Source organism: Peribacillus simplex NBRC 15720 = DSM 1321 (assembly GCF_002243645.1).
In the GTDB taxonomy this organism is placed as follows: Bacteria; Bacillota; Bacilli; order Bacillales; family DSM-1321; genus Peribacillus; species Peribacillus simplex.
The window spans coordinates 3,544,746-3,565,712 of record NZ_CP017704.1 but is presented as its reverse complement, the minus strand read 5'-3'; the positions used below and the strand labels follow the sequence as shown (position 1 = coordinate 3,565,712).

Here is a 20,967-nt window from a genome sequence, read left to right as displayed (position 1 = left end):
TTACCCTCCTAAGCTAGTCAACAAGCACCATCTGGTTTCTCGGAATTTCAAGGATGATTTCCTGGCCCGTCCGATAGGAATCCGACATTTCCTTGTTCACAGTGAAATCCCCTATTGGAGTTTCAACGACATATTGATAGCTTCTTCCCAGATAGGTACTTACCTTAACTCGGCCAGATAAACTATTTTCTTGAACAGCTCCAGTGTTATCCTTTTCCCTGATCAACAGATCGTCCGGTCTGATGGCTCCTATTTTTCCCGTTGAATTGTTCATCTGTGCATCCTTGTGCAGCACAAATGAGTACCCAGACTTTTTCAGTTCGATTTTATCTTCATGATCTGTCCGCTTATCGAAGTCAATGAAGTTCTTGAAGCCGATGAAGTCTGCGACAAACTTGGTTTCAGGATATTTGTAAATGGTCGCAGGATCACTAAGCTGCTCGATGATCCCTTTATTCATGATCGCCACCTGGTCAGATATCGAAAAGCATTCTTCCTGGTCATGGGAAACATATACCGTTGTAATCCCCAGCTCTTGTTGGATACGGCGAATCTCGACTCTCATATTCACCCTTAAGTTGGCATCAAGATTACTCAATGGCTCGTCAAATAATAGGATGTCCGGTTCAATCACCAGCGCCCTGGCAATCGCAACCCGCTGCTTTTGCCCTCCGGAAAGCTCTTGGGGATATCTCTTTTCAAATCCTTTTAAATTAACTATTTCGAGCACATTCATTACTTTTTTTTCGATTTCACTTTTAGAATTCTTTCGGAGACGGAGACCGAATGCAATATTATCGAATATCGACAAATGCGGAAATAATGCATAGTTTTGGAACACAAAGCCAAAATTCCGCTTGTTGACGGGCACTTTCGTATAGTCCTTTTCCTTGAATAAAAACTTCCCTTCGTTCGCCTGTAAAAAACCGGCAATTAAACGCAGGGTCGTCGTTTTCCCACAGCCGCTCGGGCCAAGAAGGGATACCAGTTTCCCTTTTTCAATCTCAAGATTGAAATCTTTTAATATATTCTGTTTGTTATATGCTACAGATATATCTTGTAAAGTGAATAAAGCCATCCATCATTACCTCCTTTATCGTTTTGTGAAATAAGACAATCCCATTAGCCGTTCTACTATAAACATGAAGAAAGCTGTTATGAACATGAGTAATACGGAAATGGCCGAAATGGTAGGATCGAAGTAGTTCTCCACATACGTCAGCATCTGAATCGGAAACGTACTTACCCCAGGGCCTGTCATATAAACAGAAATGTCTACATTATTGAAGGATTCCAAGAAGGCGATCATGACTGCCGCCAGAATTCCTGATTTTATATTCGGGAGGACAACTGTAAAGAATGTGCCCAATTTACTGGCTCCGAGACTCTCCGCCGCTTCTTCAATGGAAAAGTCAAAGTTTGATAAGCTTGAAGAAATCACACGGATGATGAACGGCAGCATGATAACAGTATGTCCCACAAACAGAGCCGCATAAATCGGAAGCTGATAAGTTCCCACAATATAACGTAAAAACGCAAAGCCCAGCACGATTCCCGGTATTAATATGGGAGAAACGAAAAATGCATTAATCACGCTTTTCCCTTTGAAATCAAATCGGCTTAATGCATAGGCAGCCGGCACTCCCAGTAACAGTGCCAAAAGGTTGCCTCCGAGTGAAACAAGGATGGACGTTTTAAAAGCGACCAAAAACATTTCCACATTAAAAATATTTTCGTACCATCTTAAAGAAAACTCTTCTGGTGGGAACTTCAGAATATTTCCGCCTTCAAATGACGTAACGGATATGATAAGCAAAGGCCCTAGTAAAAAAAGGAACACCAGGAGAGTAAACAGGGCCAATCCTCGATTTTTTTCCTGCATACACCTCTACCCCTTTGGATTTAATTTTTTTGCCAAACCATTCATGATCGATATGATAAGAACTGTCACTGCAATCATTATGGTAGCGACAATCGATGCCACTTGCCATTCGTTCAACGTAATCGCGTTTTGATAAAGAAATGTCGAAATGACCCGCTGTTTCCCACCTAATAAAGCAGGCGTTGTATAGGCCGTGAAGCTCCCTACAAAAACAAGGATGCTGCCAATGACCAAACCTGGAACCGAAAGCGGAATGATCACTTTTGAGAATACTGCCAATCTTGATGCTCCAAGGCTCTCGGCCGCTTTTAATAAGTCAGTCTCGATGTTCTCCATCACACCCACCAGCGTCACGATGATCAATGGCAGGAATAAATGGACCAATCCGATGATGATGGCAGTAGGCGTGTACAATATATCAAGCGGCTTTTCAATCAAGCCCATGCCCATAAGCAATTTATTCACCACACCGTTTTTACCGATAATCACCATCCAGCTGAATGAGCGGACCACGGGGCTTGTTAATAGCGGGAAGATCGTCAGCAAAAGCATGATGGCTTTTTTTCGTTGTTTCAATTTTGAAATATAATAAGCTGCTGGAAATCCTAATAGAATGCAAACGATTGTCGTGAACAGACTCACCCTAAGTGTCGTTAGCAGAATTTCAATAAAGTATCGATCTTGGAAAAAATCGAGATATCCTTGTATGGAAAAACCGCCGCTTTCATTAAAAAATGTCGTGCCAATCGTCATTAGGATCGGAATGATCATGAAAACCGTTAAAAATAGAACGCCTGGAAACAGCAGCAGGTATAGATAGCGTTTTTTCACCTCGGAACCCCCTGTTCGTATTATTTATGAATTGATTATGCGAATGAACAGGTCGAAAAACGCTTCCGCATCGACGTCCAGACAAACATGCGCATTTGGCGGCTTCATCAGCCTATTTTGAAAGTCGCAAACCATCTGTCCGTCACAAAGCTCACTCTTTGTTTCAACATCCACATAATATTCTTCTCTGGTGACAAGATCTTCTTGCAAAGCGATAGCTACAGCTAATGGATCATGCATCGCACATGCCCATATACCGTTACGTTCAAAATACCTTTTCCGATAATCTGATGTACTTTCCCTTATATAATCAGCAAGTGCATCGTTTTGAATCAGTTGGATATGCTCTTCACCCAATAGAACCTTTCTCGTGACATCAAGACCAACTTGCGTGATGGATGTGAATCCCGCCTGTAATACGATTTTGGCTGCTTCAGGATCGACATACGTGTTATATTCAGAGGTTGGCGTGACATTGCCAACCCCTTTAACAACTCCGCCCATGAAAATGACTTCTTTAACAAGCTTGGTGATTTGCGGACATTTTTTCACCGCTAAGGCCAAATTCGTAAGAGGTCCCGTCATGACAAGAGTCACTTCACCAGGAAAATTCAAAATGGAATTGATGATGAAGTCAGAAGCAAATCCATCATCAGGCTGTTTTTTGACTGGCACATCCTTCAAGGCTCCGCCAATCCCGTCTTCGCCATGGATCCGGTGTTCAAAAAAGGGGCTCCTGATAATTGGGCTATCTGCCCCCTTTATGACTGAAATGTCCTGTTCACTCAATAAATCCAATATTTTGCATGTATTACGAGTGGCCGTATCAAGTGACACATTCCCGTTCACTGTTGTTACCGCCAATATGTCGAATTGACGGCTTTTAACAGCAAGAATGATCCCGATCGCATCATCTATTCCAGTATCCACATCAAGAATCATTTTTTTCTTCATCAAGCACACCTCTTTTCTTTCTTAGTGTGTAAGTTCACGATTCCAACGATCGATCCATTGTTTAGAGTCTTCATTTACAAACTTCATGTCTAATACACGCAGGCTGTTAATGACGTCATCTCCATAGGTTAAGCCTTTTGCTTCCGTTTTAGAGAGCTTGACTTCCGTATTGACAGGAGAATCCACTTTCGCTTTCGCTGATTTTTCTTGAACTTCCTTGCTTAAGATGTAATTCATGAATTCGCCGGCCAATTCTTTTTGATCGCTGGCTTTAACAATATTCACCGTATTCATCACTGCGTAGCCGCCTTCTTCAGGGGAAATGAACTTAGCATTAGGAACGGCTTCCTGTAGATCGCCAAAATACATTTCCATGATTGGGCCTGCAGCGATTTCCCCTTGCGAGAACATGTTGACGAACTCTGATGTTTGCCCGTATTCCTTAACCGCATTCGGCATGATCTTCTTCATTTGATCGAAGGCTTTATCTTCATTGAACTCTTTACTTCCGCTAACTTTTGAAGCGGCATCTAAAAACATCGGTCCAGTTGTTGAAGTGATTGATGGGATCGTGATCTTTCCTGCCAAATCCTTGCTCCAAAGATCTTTCCATGAGGTAATCGGTTTACTCACTTCATCGGGATTATAGGCAATGCCAAATTGTGCAATGGTATAGGCTGGTCCAAAGTCATCGCCATTCGGCGCTTTTGCTTTGTCATATATATTATCAATATTCGGAATTTTACTATGGTCAACTTTCTCAAATAACCCTTCATCGATGCCCTGCTGTGCATAGTAGTCGGATAAATAGATAACATCCACATCGCTATTCGCTTGGCGTACCTTGTTCAATCGATCTGCATTATTTCCTGAATCAACGACAATCTCGACATTATGCTCCTTTTCAAATGGCTCATAGACTTCCGGACGGAAGAAATCATCTGCGAATCCCCAAGTGGAAACGACTAATTTGGCTGGTTTTTCCTTTCCATCCTCCTTTGAAGAGCATGCGGCTAAAACTAATGTGAAAAGCGATAACATCATCAATATTTTTTTCATCATCCAAACCTCCAATTTTATATTGTTTATAATTTCCTTTTTACATATATAAATGTAAAAAAAAGACAATCTTAAATAGAATTGAAATTCTACCCAAGATTGTCTTTTCTTTGTAAACAAAGATAAAACTTATCATTTGGTTCTCATGTGGCGTTCCCTCCAGATAAATCCGAAGTGAAATCCATTTATAAGATTATATAATTTTTTCCTTCAATACAATATTGGTGAATGCCAGCTGCGTCGCTGAGTCATAATCCCTCAGGACAGCTTCAATATCCCAATTCGTTTGCGTTTCCAGCTTTTGTTTCAGTTTCTTTTTATAAAGCAGGGACATATGAAAGTCAACCTCCTGCTTCAGGCTGGGAACTTCCCCTTCTAAAGCTTCAGAGCGCGGGGCACGTCGATGTTTGGCCTGAAATGTAATCACATTCTGCTCAACAGTAACCTTCAGCAGCGTCGTACCAAAGCCGAACAATTCCTTCGATACCTCATTATACATATGAGAAAGCAATTTCTTCGTTTCGTTAGAGTTTATCGGTAAGATGACTATCACCTGCCAAACTATCGTTTGAGGTAATTATATATACTTTTTCTTATTTGCACAAGATAATATTCGGATTTCACACAAAAAAAATCTTTTTTTTTATTATATAGTACATTTACACACCAATACACGAATTATAAAAATAAGCATATGGGGATTTCAATATATTTATATAACTTTATATCCAATCCAGCACCTTCTATTAATGAAAACTTTTTCAGAGAAATAAGCGCAGGATTGAAAACAATTGATATAACCTTGTATCGCATTGAAAACGCTCTCATGTGGATTTAATATAGCTAGTATAGAGCGATTAAAAATAGAGAGTATCAAAGGCTCGTTAAATGAGGGAGGAATTATTATGAAGAAAGCTTTTGAGAAAGCGCAGCAGTTCGGTAAATCTTTTATGCTCCCGATAGCCGTTTTGCCAGCGGCCGGTTTATTGTTGGGAATTGGCGGTGCTCTTTCTAATCCAAATACAGTTGAGGCTTATCCTTTTTTAGACTTTGCTTGGCTTCAGGCCATTTTCACGATCATGAGTTCTGCAGGAAGCATCGTATTCGGCAACTTGCCGGTCATTTTTGCCGTCGGTGTTGCAGTAGGATTGGCACGTTCGGATAAAGGGACCGCTGCACTGGCAGCCATGATCGGCTACTTCGTCATGAACAGTTCAATAAATGCACTGCTTCAAATAAATGGGGAACTTGCCAAAGAGAATTTGGCAGGCTCCGGACAGGGAATGGCGGTCGGGATCCAAACACTGGAGACTGGTGTGTTTGGCGGTATCGTAGTAGGTATCGTTGCCGCACTTTTGCACAATAAATATAATAAAATTCAGCTTCCGCAAGTGTTAGGGTTTTTCGGTGGTTCCCGTTTCATTCCCATCATCGTTTCCTTCGCGTCCATCTTGGTTGGAGCCGTGCTTTTTATCGTATGGCCTTATTTCCAACTTTTCATAAACCAATTAGGTGCGCTGGTAACGAGCACAGGTACGATCGGGACTTTCTTTTACGGATTCATATTACGGATGCTCGGGCCGTTAGGATTGCACCATATTTTCTACCTTCCCTTCTGGCAAACAGCATTAGGCGGAACGATGGAGATTAAAGGGCAGATTGTCAGCGGGACCCAGAATATCTTCTTTGCGCAATTGGCCGACCCAACTACCGTCAAGTACTATGAGGGTGTTTCCCGGTTCATGTCCGGACGGTTCATCACGATGATGTTTGGTCTACCTGGAGCAGCATTGGCCATTTATCATTGCGCTAAACCTAAAAATAAGAAAGTCGTGGCCGGTTTGCTTCTTTCAGCTGCCTTGACCTCTTTCTTAACAGGCATTACCGAACCGCTTGAATTCAGTTTCTTATTTGTCGCCCCAATCCTTTATGTTTTTCATGCCTTGTTTGACGGACTTGCCTTCATGATGGCAGATATATTCAATATAACGATCGGCCAAACCTTTTCTGGAGGATTTATTGATTTTACTTTATTCGGGATACTCCAGGGCATCAGTAAAACAAACTGGATTTATGTACTTCTCGTCGGCATTCCGTGGTTTTTCCTATACTACTTCACTTTTAAATTCTTGATCAGGAAGAAAAATTTGAAAGTGGTCGGCCGTGAAGATGATGAACAGGCCGCTGTTACACAAGTAACGGCATCAGAGAGAACCCAGACCATCGTTAATGGATTAGGCGGACAGGAAAATATCGATATAGTCGATTGCTGTGCAACCCGTCTACGTGTCACGGTAAAGGATGAATCATTGGTGAAAGAGGACGTCATTAAACAAACCGGTTCAAAAGGCGTCGTAAAAAAAGGAAATGGCATTCAAATAGTATACGGTCCCCAAGTAACGATCATCAAAAATGAAGTGGAAGAATACTTGGGTCATTAAGAACATAGATAACGATAAGGACGTGTTAAACATGCAACAGGTGCTGGATAAAATTCACAAAGGCTTAATTGTATCATGTCAAGCATTGGAGAATGAGCCGCTGCACAGCTCTTTTATTATGGGACGCATGGCCATTGCTGCCAAAGAAGGCGGTGCAACGTGCATTCGCGCAAACTCTGTAGCTGACATAATGGAAATCAAGAAAAATGTGGACCTTCCAGTCATAGGGATCATTAAACAGGTGTATGGACAAAACGATGTCTATATTACTCCCACCATGGCCGAAATTGATGCATTGATGGAAACTAAAGCGGAAATCATTGCGACGGATGCTACAGCCCGGGTAAGACCGGACGGTAAAACGTTAAAGCAGTTTTATAGCGAAATACGAGCAAAATATCCGGATGTTCTACTAATGGCGGATGTATCCACCATTGAGGAAGCAGTATACGCTGACGATTTAGGATTCGATATTGTGGCGCCCACTTTATACGGCTATACGAACGAAACGTTCGGCCAGAAAATATATCAGGATGATTATGCTGTGCTCAAAGAGATAGTAAAAGAAGTGAAAAAAGCAAAAGTGATCGCTGAAGGAAATGTCATAACACCAGAAATCGCTCGCTCGGTATTGAATATGAATGTACATGCAGTAGTAGTGGGCGGTGCCATTACCAGACCGCAGCAAATCACTAAAAGATTCGTGGATGCGATCCAAAAATAGAATTTGCACATAGTAATGAAAGACCCAGACTGGCAACAGTTTGGGTCTTTTTTTTCGATTCATATTCCTGTTTCCGTTCCTCCGGTTATTGACGTACCTAATGGATACATTAAACTATGAATACATATAAGAAATTTGAAATGGGTGAACAAATGGAATATCTCGCAGAAAACCTCATATATGGCATTGAGTGCAGCATGGACAAATTCACCAAAACAGAAGAAGAATTGGCCAATTATATTCTGCAGCACCCTGAAGAAGCAAGTAAGTTAACCATTAGTCAAATAGCTAAAAAGCTTCATATTTCACCTGCAACCATTACCCGTTTCTGCCAGAAATTAGCCTTTTCTGGGTTCAATGAGTTCAGACATGAGCTGAAAAGGTTCGTGGATCTCCGAAATACGCCTAATAATATGAAGAACATCAAGCAGGTGGATTATTTCGCTAAACTGTATCAAGATCATTTAGGTATCATTGATAATACCTTTCATATAACCACATATGACGATATCCAAAAAGCTGTATCTTTCCTTACACAGGCAAATAAGATACATGTATATGGAATAGGGAGTTCAGGTATAGCGGCCCAGGAGTTCAAGTCCAAGTTTTTCCGTATCGGCTTAACTGTTGAAGCCATTACAGATCCCCACCAGTCAATGATGGATGCAGCTTTAAGTAACGAGAATAGTGTCGTCATCGGCATTTCCATTTCCGGAACAACGAAAGAAGTGATTTCTGCTGTTAAAATCGCAAAGAAGCAAGGCTCACGTATCTTGATCTTTACTGGAGATAAGAATTCCGAGCTCTCACACCTTGGCGATATATCACTATTGGTCACGAGCAAGAACAGCATGCATATGGGACAAAACATCTCTCCATTGCTTCCGTTACTATTACTTTTTGATTTAATATATACAGAGTTGGTTGCTAAAGATTATAAAAACAGGATAAGCATCAGGGAAAAGACTTTAAAGGTATTAACCGAGAACGACTGACTTTCGGCCGATCCGTTAAAAAAGTACGTTGACTTACCCATACACGAATTACACCATCATATAAAAAACTGCATCTCCAATTGGTTAGATGTTACTGACAATTGGGGTGCAGTTCACTTTTTTTCCTTTTAAACTAAATTCCTTATTACTGGCATGGAACGTTCTTGGAGGCTCTCGGAAAGAAGACTATACGCAACTATTTTATTCTTGTACTGTTTGACTACATCCACATGGTCGTTGTAAATGTACACAAATAATCTAACATCGTTTTTTCCTCTTTTAGTATCAATTATTATTGGAGTCCCACTGTTCTCTGGATGTAAAAACAATTTCTCGTTCCCTGGGAATATATGATTTTTTTTCAAAAACCTAGCTTCGTTAAAATAATTAATTACTTGAATTTTGTCTTCACCTTCCAAACGTTTTCCATCAAAGGTTACGATTGCATTCGAGCCACTAATTTCTGAATGTATTTTAAATTTACTCATAATCCAATTCACTGCATCGGTTGGAAGGCAGGTAACTAATAATTTAAGCAAACTTAAGATAATTGTTAAAATCAATACAGGCACTGTCATATTTGATCATCTCCGCTACGTTATAATTTAATGTTTAATTGAAAGATGTGGTCAGTTTTTCTTTGAAATGACCGTTCTATACTTGAAGGAGGGCACAAAACATATTCAAACTCTATCAATATATTTTTTGTTTAAATTTTTTAACCATAATAAAAAGCTTCATTTGATTGTTCACACAGCTTACAAGGTGATTTTTTTAAGGTATCTATCAGATTCTATTCGTTCATATTTTTGTCACATTTGTGAACAAATTCACAATTTTCCACAAATAGAGTATGTCTTGTAAATCACTCGTACAAAACATGAGCTCTATACAATTAAGCCTATATTTTCATGCATTTTGATATGCTATTATAATAATCATTCACGTGATATCTTAGGCTAATTTTATTACGAAGTAGATGATGCCCACAGTTAACATTAGGGCAAGACCAATATAAATATAACTAAGGTTCAACAAATTCCCTCTCGTTGCTGCAGAATAATCACTATCACTCTTCCCCGCTAACGAAAGGGTGCCAACCAGGGCAACTAAACTAATGGCTACTACTAATATTACACTTATCGTCATGATTCAACGCCTCCCCATATTATTATCTACTTCCTTAAGCCATTTCAAATTATTCCGATTCTCATCGTATATCGTAGTGTAACTACATAAAAAATCGTTCCTTATTGGCATGTCAAAATTAAATTGTCCAGGTTGATCGCTCATCGTAAATATATTAGAAAACCCTACTTCTCTATAATAAAAGAACAACCAATTTTAGGACCATCCAATTAAGTGAAATTTCCACCATCCACTTGTTGAATTCTTTCGTTAATATACATAGAAAAGTGCAAAGCGAAATGGCTAAGATACCGCGTATTGCAGGAACTCAGACCTAACTTGCTTCCTCGAAAAAGACAAAAAAAGAATCATGACTTTGTCATGATTCCAATTTGTAGACAAAAGGGATCGGAAAACGTAACTTTCATCAAATGATGTTCCTGAACCAACTGACCCAAAACAACACCTTCAACTTCTCGGGTATGGTTACAATTTAGACGTTGATTTCCACTCCAGGCACTTGCTTTCCGCGGGCGGAAAGGGAGCGGATTTCTGAAATCAACGGAACTTTTAATTAAAAAAACTGCAGGCAAACCGAACAAGTTTTTCTACAGTCTGGAATCATCATGACTCTCTCTCGTAAATATCAAAGCATATGATTATAAACTTTTTAAAGCCTCTGCAAACCTTTTGATGCCCTCGTGAATGGAATCCTCATTTTCCCTTGCAAAAGTAAAGCGTACGTATTCCTTATTTGTACCTAGTGTTGAACCCGGAACGTATATGACTCCTCTTTTGATGGATTCCTCCAGTAACTTTATTTCGTTCAATGGCACATTCAGCTTACACCACAAATGAATTCCACCATTTGGCGAATAATAATCAACTTTTTTTTGCAGGAATTGTTGAAGACTCGAAACCATTGCATCCCTTCTTTTTTCCAGTTGCCCCCTTAAGTAGGCAATATGGGCAGGAAAATACTCTGAATCCAAAAAATCGTTTGCTATCCATTGAGTGTATGAGCCATGACCGAAGTCAACCTGCTGCTTAGCATCAGATAGTCTCTCTATAACTGGTTTCGGTCCTATAATCCACCCAATTCTTAAACCGGAAGCAACAATTTTTGACAAAGAGCTTATATATAGAACATTTCCGTTGTTGTCCATCGATTTGAGAGTGGAAATTTCTTCCCCAGCAAAGGAAGTTAAACTATAAGGATCGTCTTCTATGACCGGTATTCCATATTCGGATGAAAGTTCAAGAATCCTTTTACGACGGTTGATATGAAGGACAGTTCCTGTAGGATTTTGAAATACAGGGTTCAAAAAAATCATCCTGATCCGATGTTTTTTATGGAGTTCCAGTAAATCCTCTGGGTTGATGCCATCTTTATCAACTGGTAAAGGAAAAATTCTTAGCCCCGCGGATTGAAAGATGGGAAGGTTGTAACTATATGATGGATCTTCCAATACAACGGCATCTCCTGGCTTTAACAAGCATTGGACCACCAGATGTAGGGCTTGCTGTGCACCAGAAGTAATGAGTATAGAAGATGGATGCGTGTCAATTCTCCTATACTGTTTAACATGATTGGTTATCGTTTCCCTTAAAACCGCATTGCCTTGAGGGTGATCATAACCTAAGCTACCAATGAAGGACCTATTAGAAATGATTTCACGTAAGGATTGGACTGGAAATAAGTCTTCTGAAAGCTCTCCACTAGCTAAGTTAATAAGGTTATGCCCTTCCGTCTCTTTACGTATTCTTTGGGTTACTGGCATATTAGGCAAAAAAGAACCCGCTTCGATATATCTATTCCAACTAGGTATACGTTTTCGAGTAATTCCCCAGATATCCTTGCTGATCATCGTTCCGCTTCCTTTTTTCCGTTCAACTAGCCCATTCGCTTCCAATTCATCATAAGCCGCAACAACTGTGCTTCTGTTAACTCCCAGTTCACTTGCCAAGAAGCGTTCAGACGGTAGCGGCTTATCCAATAAAAATGTTCCATCAGCAATGCCACTCTCGATGTAAGCTGCTATTTGCTTATATAAAGGCTTTTTGGATTTTCTGTCAGTTTTCCATTCCATAAGCTACATCCTTTAAAAAGTTTAGTAAAAAGCGTACTAAATTATTAACTTTATATACTTTTTCATTCCCAAAAGTAGTCAAACCTCTTATTTCAGTATAATCTTCAGCAGAGATTATTGCACTCTTAGGATAGAAGCTGTAATCCAAAATAAAAATGGCCTCCATTTCTATGGAGGCCATTTTTATCTTCTTCAACTATGCAGGCCCCCCTTCAGCCAAGGGCGATCCCGATAGTGTCCGATCGGGATTTGGATCAGGCACGTTTTCCTTTGCGGACCATCTATCTTGTAAAGTTCATCACACATATTCACATCAAAGCCGAGCAGCGGGTGCCCGTTCATTCCGAGGGCTGACGACGCTAGCAGTAATTTCTGAACGAGCATCCCCGCCTCCATTTGCTTGATGCGGTATCCTCTATATCCAAGTTGCGTTTTGGAATGATCCCGCTCACCAACTACATGTATGCAAATCGGGACTTGCTGAAAATTCATGATATCGAGGGACATTCCGTATTGCAATCGGAGCCGATGATCGCCTGATTGTATCTGTCGTAATGAATGTGTCGTGCTGTCATAATGGTATGCACCATCTTGAATGTCTTCCACATTATACAAACAAGCATATAAGGAAACGCGATGTTCGTTGTTCTCGTTTATTCCATCCAAGTCATTTCGATAGGAGAACGAAGCAGTTGCCTCCTGCAGGAGTGCCGCCAGTTGCCATTGACTGACTTTCCCCAGTATGAAGTCCATTTCAGGTGAAAATCGCTTCCGGCAAACTGATGCCAAGTCATAGGACAACCGCTTCACGATAGGAAGGGTTACAATTTGACCTTCGGATTCCGTCCCATTCTTTGGATTGATCCGTCTGAATGACTGGGTGGACTCGATCATGGATGCTTCATTCATTTTAGTTAACATCGGAAATTCCCTGATCCTCTGCGACCGAACATAGTGTTCAGGCTGAATATCCGGCATTTCCCTGCATAATTCCGTCGAAGTGACAGGTCCGTCCATACTCCTTTCTTCTCTAAATTTAAAAGAAGGTTCTGCCGATAAGGGGATCACCGCATACGTGCTCTCTTCCTCTTCCGAAAGCCCGAGCAGATGATTGATGGCCCGATCAAGGAATTGGAAGCACACCCCTGCTGCGATTCCAAACCGTTTCGCCACTTCGAGCAACTGTCCAAGAAGCACGCCCGCATCCAGACCTTGCAGACGGTATGAAAAGTTATTATATTTGTAGAAGTTTTTCCAAAACATCGTCGATACAAAAACCGTACCAAAGCATGCGGACATATCAAAGGTATCACCAAGAGCCTTTGTTACATATGAATCAAAATCCCCTTCCCGCAGCAAAACCAACCGGTGGTGTGCCGCATCATAATGGTATACGCCAGCAGGGAGTCCCTCCATCTTCAAGTACACGTACAATTCGCTTGGATACAAAGCTCCCCCTGATGCCGGAAAACGCCGGAATGACTGCATGAGGTCCTCAGATTCTGAGGATCTCGGTACCTGACTGACTTGGGTCAGGCCATATGCATACCAGAGGAAATGACCGATTCCTTCGAGGTCCTGATTTGAAGGCCCGCTGCACTCCTCGAGCGTCAGCGGCACCTCCAGTGATAGTGGAAAAACAGGCAAGTCACGGTAAAGCTTATACGTTAGCGGTGCATCATCCCAATCCACTTCCCAATCCGGCGGACTTGCCTTTTCGATATCAAAATGCAAATTGTGCAAAAATGCGTCTAGACTCATCCTCCAACCTCCTAAGTCACCGCTTATGGAAAAGGATGCGGGTGCGGATTGAGCTGTTTGAATTCAAGCGACCGTTCAGCATATCCAAGTTCCATCGGAACCCTCAGTATTCTCTCAAGCCCCGTTATGCGGGTAAGATGATGGCCGAATGTCATCGGCAGCATCCCCGGGATCAGCACTTTCACGCAATGTAATCCATTCCGTGCAATTTCCGGTGTCGTCTGATCCACTACAATCACCTCGAGTTGCAATCGGCGAAACTCCTGAAGGATTTTCTGCAAATCTTCAGTCAAGTCCGGATGGTTCACCTTTTCCCCGTATTCTTCAGCGAATGTTCGCATCGGGCGGTCATCATCCAGCAGAAACTGCAGTCGCTCTTCGGCTTGTGGTAAACCGTACAGCATGCCATGATCATCCATTTTCCGTACCAGTGAGGAATCATGCATCATTTTCTCAACCTCATCCTGGTTCTCTTCCAATTTATCGTCAAGGGTCAGCATCATGCCAGCCAACTCGAAGACCGCGCTTTTCACAGCCCGGACCGGGTCCAGATGGGCCCCTGCCGCACATATGATATTCAATCCTTTTTGTTTCCTGTTTTTCGCCAACGCCCATACGCTTGGTATACCATGTTCCATCGTCGAATTAAACAAATGGATATCATATCCCGCTGCCGCCCTCGCCCTGTCAATCATCAGTTCCAGTTCTTTGTCATTTGCAGAATAAGGGTCAAGGCGTGTGAGAGGCAGCTGCGCATACCAGGTCAGCAGGAACGAATCACGTTCCACCACTTCCATGATGCCGTAGAAAATGGCCTCCTCCAAACTTCCTCCTAAAGCACAACCATTGGAAGTTTCATAGACAAATCCATGACCGCAGCCCAAGCTGTAATAAGAGAGCAATTCCGGGACCAAGATTGGCCGCTCTTGCAAAAATGAGTGGCCCCACACCCAATCTATCGAGCGGTCAGGATTAAACGGTTGAAACGGGAAATCATGCTGTGCATAATTTTCCTTCGAGTGTACCCCTATCCTGATGGGATCGAGCGCAAACTCTTTCACGTTGTTGTAGCTGTCATGTATGACTGTCCGTTTGCCGCGTGGCTCCATTCCGCAATACCTTTCCAATCCCTCCAATATGGCAGTCATCTCACTGACCGCGTATGAGAGGGTCCGGCCTGCCGCCCCCTCATCTCCTATGAACAACGGCAAATTAACACTTACATCGGCAAATGGCGGCACAAGGTCTATCATTTTATTATTCAAGAATCCTGTGCGGTGGTCCAAGTAATCCTTGGCCAGTACTTCATTCAGCTCCTCCATTGAACGGGTACGGTAACTACCGGGACTGATTTTCGGACTTGGCTGCAACGAAATCCTTGCACGCTCCTTCGAATCATCAGGTAATGTTGAGCAAACCGGACACAATGGATCTGGTAAAAATGAGTGCCATGAACCATTCAGCGTTTTCAGGCTGATTAATGATACATGCCCTTCCGACCGGGCGTGTTCTCCTTTCATCGTCTTCCTTACCTCTGCACAAATCAAGTGCGCCATCTGTAAAAGGCCTGTGCGGGACGCAGCCGCATCACGCTCCATCCCCCCATTTTCCTGCAGCTGTTTGCGGATTTCCCACATTTCTTTTCGATCACGCCCGGCCATGAGATGCCTTTGGTCTGCACACTGTGAGCAGCCAGGAACACCCGGGCGGACCAACGGACCTACCACTCCCTCTCCAAATGATACGAACCCCCGCAGCCATGGAATGCCTGCTTTCCTTATCACCTCTTCCGCCTTTAGATGGACAGCGGGATTCCAAGCATCCTGCAGCAGAATGACCATTGCCGTCGTTTGCGGTATTCCTGCCTCGAAATCGGTTAGGCGATTCACCTGATATTGGCCGGACAAGTCCCCATGAACATGGTCGGCCAACACTCCTTCCCCGACAACCAATACGTCAGTTTTCACCCTGATTCCTCCTCTCGCAAAAACACCCCAAACACACCTGCAATTTCTTCCTTCAAGAAAGGTTCCAGATCCATTTCGAAAACGTGGATTCGCTTACTGTTCTTCTTCAAGACTTGAATGGCGGACTGTACTAGTTCGGAATTCCCTTTCACCTCACACGAAGGAATCGCAAGTTTCAGGGGCCCCTTTTCTTCCTCAAGAACAGGCGATGCCACTAAACCTGGAGCTGTGAGGCAAACGGTCTGGTTTTGGACTTTCATGACGGCCTTTTGCAAGGCATTCCGTAATGCGATCGTTACATTCAAACCGACAGCGCCAGACCATCCATCGCTCGTTCCGACCCAAACTACCGGGAAACCGGCCACTTCCTCACCCAACGCGATGATCGGATCTCCTTGCAGCCGGGTCAGCGCTTGTAAATAATACCCGCAGCGCTCATCTTCCACCTGAGCCAACTGCACCGTCACAAGTTTTTCCTGATTGAACCGCTTATTGCCAAACTCTGTATCCAAACTGCTTTGCAGGCCACGGCAAACACATTCAGCAAATGTTTCCCCTGCCCCGACACCGATCGATTCCTTTATATCGTCTGCCCCCGGAAGCGGAGGAAGAGTCGAAACGAGCTGACAGAGTGTTCGGGATACATATGCTTCAACTCCTGCAAGACCGGTTTCCCTCCTCGCTTCCTGATGCGTCAGATCTGACCGGATAATTTCAGGCAGTAGTTCGGCCGGACCGGACGATAACGGATCAACAACCTGAACGCGGCATTGAGCCAACGGCAGCTGTTTTAAATCCCCCTCATCCCAACTATGAAAGATTCCGGATTCCGAGGATGTCATCCTGCTGAAATACATAAACACCTTCCCCGGCTCACCCGGGTCCGATTTCTGTTCGAGCCGCCGTTCAAAATCTTCAATCCATGTAGCAGTCCCTTTTCCCGTCACCCCCGGGTGGGGAATGAACGGATGCCATTTCCCCTCCAATGTATCCATATCTAACAGATAAAATTGATTGGCTTGTTCTGCTGTAATAACGCCTGTAGCCTCTTTAAACCATTCGAATACCATTATATTGGCTAACATTGCTCCGGCTGTGGTGGAAAATGAAGATGGTGCCTGATTCTTTTCCAGCTCAGCTTGATGTAAACGATGCCACGCCGACTCCCAACATCCCTTGGAATCCGGATGGACAAGCGGACCAGCCATTCCTACTTGATTGATGATCAATGCAGGAAACAGGATCTTTTTCCCTTGCCTGCAAACCGAATGAAGTTCTCTTAATTCCTCTATATCACCCTCCTGCGACACATATAATATCGAGTCAAAAGGCCGCACGATCTCCTGCCATTCAATCTCTGCTCCCTTTTCAAGCACGACCTCCTCTATCGTAGCCTCGTCGTCCGTCTTACGCGCATGTGCCACGATTTCATTCAACCTCTTTCTATTGGTCGGTATCGTGTCCGTAATGAGGATATGGAATGCAGGCAATCCGGATTCGATCAGTGAGGACACCAATGAAAGGAACAATGGGCCAGAGCCTATAGCCAACGCCTTTTTCCTTCGATAAGCTTCAAAACGGTGAGCCCCGGAATCGCCGTAACTTTCCAGGAACTCGATTTGCGAAGCATACCTTTCAAGAACTTGATTCCCTAATTGATGGGGACTGTCCTGACTTACATCCCGAACAAACCCATTACCGTACAAAACCTCGGCAATTTCCATCACCCTGTTCCGGTATGGGCCAGGCAATCCATCCGTCAACTCGCTTAATGTATGGTTCCCGTTGAACATCGGTAATAACTTTTCAATCCACTGTACGATCGAGCTGCCCTCCATACGGAACGAACTTATGTTATTCCTGAAATACACACCTCTGTTTGGTTCCGGAAGAAAAAACGTATCCCTTTTCACTTTCAAACGCATAGAAGGGGTCAAATTCACCATTCCGCTCCTCCTAACCCGAAGCATTCTAAGTACTGCTTCAGCACTTCACTTTAATCCTATGTACGACAATTTGTCCCTTATGTCTAATACAATAAAGAAAAGTCCCTGCTGCACCGCAGGGACTTTTCTTTAGAAGACCTGAAACCTTAACGTCCGCAACGTCCGCAACGACCGCCGCACCCTCCGCAGCGTCCGCATCCACCACAGCGACCACAGCGACCGCCGCAACCAAAGCAACCAAAGCACAAAAAACAGCCAAAACAACTAAAGCAACCACCCACACCAACGAATTGTCGAGACGGATCATCCAGACTATACTGGTTTTGCTCCCAAGGAACTGGCTGAGTCACCTGGAAATCATCGACATTCAGATTTTGCAATTGATTTTGAAATTCATACATTTTATATAACCTCCGTGTATTAATTAATAAGGCAATGCTTAGAACAGGGAATCGAAACGAAATGGTCAGGGAATTAAAAGCACACCAAATACTCCCTCCAACAAAATATGTCAGGGGAGTGGGTATTGCCACTGATTAAAAAGCCTATTTTTATTAAATCTTCATAAAACGGTTCAAGACGGAAACAGGATAATCACTATATTAATTATGTGGCTGAGTACAAATGAAAAACTTCGAGACAAAGCTGAAAGAACCTGGAACTAAGTTGGCAAGCCTAGGATAGGAGCTTAGCTTATCAACTCGAAAAGGGGTCTTTTGCTAGTTAGAAACATAGAACCTCAATATCCTTTTCATCTATGAATTACGATGCTACTCCAAACAGTTAATGTATGAAATTCAATCTCGCTTCGAACCAAAAAAAAGCCCTTGCACTAACTAATACAAGGACTTTGTTTAATCACTTTGAATTTTCTTTTGGTAAATCTAATGTTGGAGTACGATCAAAGAAATTCCACGGTTTTAACATGGCGTGTACCCATTCTGTTGGCATCATTGGCCATTCTTCAGCTCGTGCTATATGAGTTGCACCTGTGGTCATCCATACCACATTATCTGTATTGTCAATGGAACCGTTGTCTGCCGAATATTGTCCTAATCCTGTATCTGTTTTGCTGCGGTTCGGATATTTACCTTCCGGATATCGCTCATCCGGGTCATAATTTGTGACCCACAACTGCTTGTCCATAAAGTTAACTCGCTTAAAAAGCCAGTCATCATCACTAAATAAGGCTCCTTTGGCAATCGGGTGAGTGCCTCCTGCAAAAGGGATGATTTGATAGGAAACAGGATTTCCTACCTTATTCTCCTTATTAAGATTACTGAACAGTCGAATAGTGGAAGAATCAAATTTTTGAATCGACTCTTGCTCCGTCTTTACTGTTTTTTCTTCTGTTACCATAACACTTTTGCGTGGACCGCCCTCTTGATTTTTTTCTACCTTTGGATTAATTTCCATTAGAGAATTACTTTCGCCATCAACATCTAGGTCAAGCCTGAAATTGTAAATGTGCTGGTGAGTGGTTCCGACAATATTATTATCAAGCAAAGTACCATATTTTGTATCCTCTTTTGCAGTTTTGTCATGCATTGTTTTTGATTTAACACCTTTTACTGCTTCAATACCGGATGCTCCTACATCAATATTAATTATTCCATTTTGTGATAACTTCCAATCAAAGATATAATCATAGTTTCCTATTGTACTAACCCAGCGAACCACTAATTCACGGCGTTCACGGCTTTGATTTTCTTCTTTAAATGTCGCAAGGTCGGCATGTTTATATTCTGGCCCCGCATATTGTTCAAATACTGCAATGGCATTTTTAATAACGTAAGGATTGCCCGAGTTATCTGCAATTGTTGCATCTAGCAGCACGGCGTTTTCTGGTACGTCAGCTCCAAGTTCTAGCGGTGCAGTTAATGTGCCCATTCCATATTCACCAGCATCCAAATAGGACTTGAAGTACCAGCCAACGTCAGGATCTCCGTAAGGAACTATCATCCCACCCAGCGATCCTTCATACATAATTTTTCTTTTTTTCCCATGGTCATCATAAGTAACGGTTGATAACACAGGTCCTACCCGAGTATCCAATCGCAAGTGAAAATCCCAGTTTTGCCAGCTAATCGTATTTCCTTTTATTTCATAGTTCTTGCCTTCAGGCTCGGTAATATTAAGCGGTTTTACAGCGGATTTCTTCTCATAATCTCTACCATCATATGCGTTTAATTGCATCGGGATTGGAATGACACCTTCATCTTCTACTTTAATAACCGCTTTCTTTTCAAGATCTACAACAGCGACCAAATTTTCAATAGGATGCGCCCAAAAATTCCCATCCCCTGTATCCAAATAAGATACTATTTTCAATAGACGCTTATCATGCTCCAATTTATCTTCACCATCGAAATAACCTACTGTCAAAGGGGTCGCAACGACCTTTTTAGGGTCATCTATACCCCGCTTTTTTAGTGCTTTTGCATAGTCTTCACTTGCTTCAATCGCTCCTTGAACAGTAGCAAAATCATCCAGGATTAACATGCCATGAACGCCGTCCATTTCATTCCATGAAACTAGTTTTTTTGATGATATATTCACTTCACCCTCAATAACTTGTTTGCCATTCAATGCAATGAACTCTGCTTTTCTTGCAAATGCGTTGTCTTTTTTCTCTTTATCGTACTCCCACTCCCACACTTTCTTTTTTTCGGGAAGCTTTAGTGTAATTTCTGTAAAACGAAGAGTATCTTTATATTTCCCTGCCTCTTTGATTACATTAACCACCGCTTTAATTTCTTTAGGAGTTAAAGGATCTAAAGGATGATAAGCTTCTTTTATTTTAGCTGTTTGCTTGATGTCAGGGAGAACTTCATTCACAAAATGATCAGTTACGTAGATTTTCTCATCTTTTTCTATCACGTTTGATTCAAGTGTAATCGCTTTTCCATTAATATACGCTTTATCAGAATCAGGTATTATTTTTATGACCGTATCATCTTTTTCGATGGTGATTTTTTTTGTAAAAAAACTCCAAAAGTTAGATTTAACAGTTGCACCAGTACCTTCTAAAGCTGTTTCTAGCTTAATTAATTCCACTTCACCGCCATGAGCAGAAGCATTGTTATTATGAATTAGTGAATAAGGAGAGAATATGAAAGTTAGTGTAGTCATTACAATAATTGATGCTTTGAAAGTTCTTTGCTTTGTTTTCATAGAATGTTTCCTTTC

At 42.2% G+C, this 20,967-nt stretch carries 18 protein-coding genes and 1 pseudogene; 3 read left to right on the top strand and 16 right to left on the bottom strand.

Features of this window, described 5'->3' with window-relative positions; genetic code table 11:
- Positions 1-13 precede the first annotated feature (13 nt).
- The 6 genes from BS1321_RS17185 to BS1321_RS17160 all read right to left on the bottom strand — a co-directional run bounded on the left by BS1321_RS17185 (position 14) and on the right by BS1321_RS17160 (position 5,225).
- The gene (locus BS1321_RS17185) at positions 14-1,078 is read right to left on the bottom strand and encodes an ABC transporter ATP-binding protein (RefSeq protein WP_063235124.1); all 1,065 of its coding nucleotides are present in this window, start codon (positions 1,076-1,078) and stop codon (positions 14-16) included.
- 15 nt (positions 1,079-1,093) lie between these two features.
- Positions 1,094-1,882 carry an ABC transporter permease gene (locus BS1321_RS17180; protein ID WP_063235123.1) on the bottom strand — a complete coding sequence of 263 codons (789 nt, stop codon included), beginning with the start codon at positions 1,880-1,882 and terminating at the stop codon, positions 1,094-1,096.
- 6 nt (positions 1,883-1,888) lie between these two features.
- Positions 1,889-2,713, bottom strand: coding sequence for an ABC transporter permease (locus BS1321_RS17175; RefSeq protein ID WP_063235122.1), 825 nt, complete (start codon positions 2,711-2,713; stop codon positions 1,889-1,891).
- Between the two features lie 24 nt (positions 2,714-2,737).
- A complete protein-coding gene (locus BS1321_RS17170) occupies positions 2,738-3,667 on the bottom strand; it encodes a nucleoside hydrolase (protein WP_063235121.1) in 930 nt (309 codons plus the stop codon).
- A gap of 21 nt (positions 3,668-3,688) precedes the next feature.
- Complete coding sequence (locus BS1321_RS17165) at positions 3,689-4,726, bottom strand: ABC transporter substrate-binding protein (protein ID WP_063235120.1); 1,038 nt, start codon at positions 4,724-4,726, stop codon at positions 3,689-3,691.
- A 193-nt stretch (positions 4,727-4,919) separates the two neighbouring features.
- The gene (locus tag BS1321_RS17160) at positions 4,920-5,225 is read right to left on the bottom strand and encodes a DUF2294 domain-containing protein (RefSeq protein ID WP_081113038.1); all 306 of its coding nucleotides are present in this window, start codon (positions 5,223-5,225) and stop codon (positions 4,920-4,922) included.
- Between the two features lie 406 nt (positions 5,226-5,631).
- On the opposite strand from BS1321_RS17160, the gene BS1321_RS17155 reads away from it, so the two are divergent.
- The 3 genes from BS1321_RS17155 to BS1321_RS17145 all read left to right on the top strand — a co-directional run bounded on the left by BS1321_RS17155 (position 5,632) and on the right by BS1321_RS17145 (position 8,886).
- The gene (locus BS1321_RS17155) at positions 5,632-7,167 is read left to right on the top strand and encodes a maltose/glucose-specific PTS transporter subunit IIC (RefSeq protein ID WP_063235118.1); all 1,536 of its coding nucleotides are present in this window, start codon (positions 5,632-5,634) and stop codon (positions 7,165-7,167) included.
- Between the two features lie 31 nt (positions 7,168-7,198).
- Positions 7,199-7,891 (top strand): N-acetylmannosamine-6-phosphate 2-epimerase, encoded by a 693-nt coding sequence (locus BS1321_RS17150; protein ID WP_063235117.1) that lies wholly within the window; start codon positions 7,199-7,201, stop codon positions 7,889-7,891.
- A 116-nt stretch (positions 7,892-8,007) separates the two neighbouring features.
- Positions 8,008-8,886 (top strand): MurR/RpiR family transcriptional regulator, encoded by an 879-nt coding sequence (locus tag BS1321_RS17145; protein WP_230162085.1) that lies wholly within the window; start codon positions 8,008-8,010, stop codon positions 8,884-8,886.
- 128 nt (positions 8,887-9,014) lie between these two features.
- Here the strand turns inward: BS1321_RS17145 and BS1321_RS17140 are convergent, their stop codons facing one another.
- The 10 genes and pseudogenes from BS1321_RS17140 to BS1321_RS17100 form a co-directional block, all read right to left on the bottom strand.
- Positions 9,015-9,464: a YfmQ family protein gene (locus BS1321_RS17140; protein WP_063235116.1), complete on the bottom strand. Its 450-nt coding sequence runs from the start codon at positions 9,462-9,464 to the stop codon at positions 9,015-9,017.
- A gap of 376 nt (positions 9,465-9,840) precedes the next feature.
- On the bottom strand, positions 9,841-10,035 hold the full coding sequence (locus BS1321_RS17135) for a hypothetical protein (RefSeq protein ID WP_063235115.1): 195 nt from the start codon (positions 10,033-10,035) through the stop codon (positions 9,841-9,843).
- Between the two features lie 638 nt (positions 10,036-10,673).
- Positions 10,674-12,104, bottom strand: a complete 1,431-nt coding sequence (gene pdxR / locus BS1321_RS17130) for a MocR-like pyridoxine biosynthesis transcription factor PdxR (protein WP_063235114.1) — start codon at positions 12,102-12,104, stop codon at positions 10,674-10,676.
- Positions 12,088-12,300 carry a hypothetical protein gene (locus BS1321_RS17125; RefSeq protein ID WP_063235113.1) on the bottom strand — a complete coding sequence of 71 codons (213 nt, stop codon included), beginning with the start codon at positions 12,298-12,300 and terminating at the stop codon, positions 12,088-12,090. Before BS1321_RS17125 ends, pdxR begins: the two co-directional genes overlap by 17 nt.
- A complete protein-coding gene (locus BS1321_RS17120) occupies positions 12,297-13,865 on the bottom strand; it encodes a SagB family peptide dehydrogenase (protein WP_063235112.1) in 1,569 nt (522 codons plus the stop codon). Before BS1321_RS17120 ends, BS1321_RS17125 begins: the two co-directional genes overlap by 4 nt.
- 23 nt (positions 13,866-13,888) lie before the next feature.
- Positions 13,889-15,832 (bottom strand): TOMM precursor leader peptide-binding protein, encoded by a 1,944-nt coding sequence (locus BS1321_RS17115; protein ID WP_063235111.1) that lies wholly within the window; start codon positions 15,830-15,832, stop codon positions 13,889-13,891.
- Positions 15,829-17,778 (bottom strand): putative thiazole-containing bacteriocin maturation protein, encoded by a 1,950-nt coding sequence (locus BS1321_RS17110; protein ID WP_063235110.1) that lies wholly within the window; start codon positions 17,776-17,778, stop codon positions 15,829-15,831. Before BS1321_RS17110 ends, BS1321_RS17115 begins: the two co-directional genes overlap by 4 nt.
- Positions 17,779-17,815: 37 nt before the next feature.
- The gene (locus BS1321_RS28775; RefSeq protein ID WP_411836523.1) at positions 17,816-18,037 is read right to left on the bottom strand and encodes a hypothetical protein; all 222 of its coding nucleotides are present in this window, start codon (positions 18,035-18,037) and stop codon (positions 17,816-17,818) included.
- A gap of 4 nt (positions 18,038-18,041) precedes the next feature.
- Positions 18,042-18,179, bottom strand: a pseudogene (locus tag BS1321_RS28770) (heterocycloanthracin/sonorensin family bacteriocin); the annotation flags it as partial.
- Between the two features lie 457 nt (positions 18,180-18,636).
- A complete protein-coding gene (locus BS1321_RS17100; protein ID WP_063235108.1) occupies positions 18,637-20,952 on the bottom strand; it encodes a copper amine oxidase in 2,316 nt (771 codons plus the stop codon).
- Positions 20,953-20,967 lie beyond the last annotated feature (15 nt).

Bases quoted from the DNA above. Each gene is read 5' to 3' on its own strand.
- BS1321_RS17110 (WP_063235110.1), bottom strand. From the start codon at position 17,778: ATGGTGAATTTGACCCCTTCTATGCGTTTGAAAGTGAAAAGGGATACG.
- BS1321_RS17180 (WP_063235123.1), bottom strand. From the start codon at position 1,882: ATGCAGGAAAAAAATCGAGGATTGGCCCTGTTTACTCTCCTGGTGTTC.
- BS1321_RS17100 (WP_063235108.1), bottom strand. From the start codon at position 20,952: ATGAAAACAAAGCAAAGAACTTTCAAAGCATCAATTATTGTAATGACT.
- BS1321_RS17160 (WP_081113038.1), bottom strand. From the start codon at position 5,225: ATGTATAATGAGGTATCGAAGGAATTGTTCGGCTTTGGTACGACGCTG.
- pdxR (WP_063235114.1), bottom strand. From the start codon at position 12,104: ATGGAATGGAAAACTGACAGAAAATCCAAAAAGCCTTTATATAAGCAA.
- BS1321_RS17155 (WP_063235118.1), top strand. From the start codon at position 5,632: ATGAAGAAAGCTTTTGAGAAAGCGCAGCAGTTCGGTAAATCTTTTATG.
- BS1321_RS17135 (WP_063235115.1), bottom strand. From the start codon at position 10,035: ATGACGATAAGTGTAATATTAGTAGTAGCCATTAGTTTAGTTGCCCTG.
- BS1321_RS17145 (WP_230162085.1), top strand. From the start codon at position 8,008: ATGAATACATATAAGAAATTTGAAATGGGTGAACAAATGGAATATCTC.
- BS1321_RS17140 (WP_063235116.1), bottom strand. From the start codon at position 9,464: ATGACAGTGCCTGTATTGATTTTAACAATTATCTTAAGTTTGCTTAAA.
- BS1321_RS17165 (WP_063235120.1), bottom strand. From the start codon at position 4,726: ATGAAAAAAATATTGATGATGTTATCGCTTTTCACATTAGTTTTAGCC.
- BS1321_RS17150 (WP_063235117.1), top strand. From the start codon at position 7,199: ATGCAACAGGTGCTGGATAAAATTCACAAAGGCTTAATTGTATCATGT.
- BS1321_RS17170 (WP_063235121.1), bottom strand. From the start codon at position 3,667: ATGAAGAAAAAAATGATTCTTGATGTGGATACTGGAATAGATGATGCG.
- BS1321_RS17120 (WP_063235112.1), bottom strand. From the start codon at position 13,865: ATGAGTCTAGACGCATTTTTGCACAATTTGCATTTTGATATCGAAAAG.
- BS1321_RS17185 (WP_063235124.1), bottom strand. From the start codon at position 1,078: ATGGCTTTATTCACTTTACAAGATATATCTGTAGCATATAACAAACAG.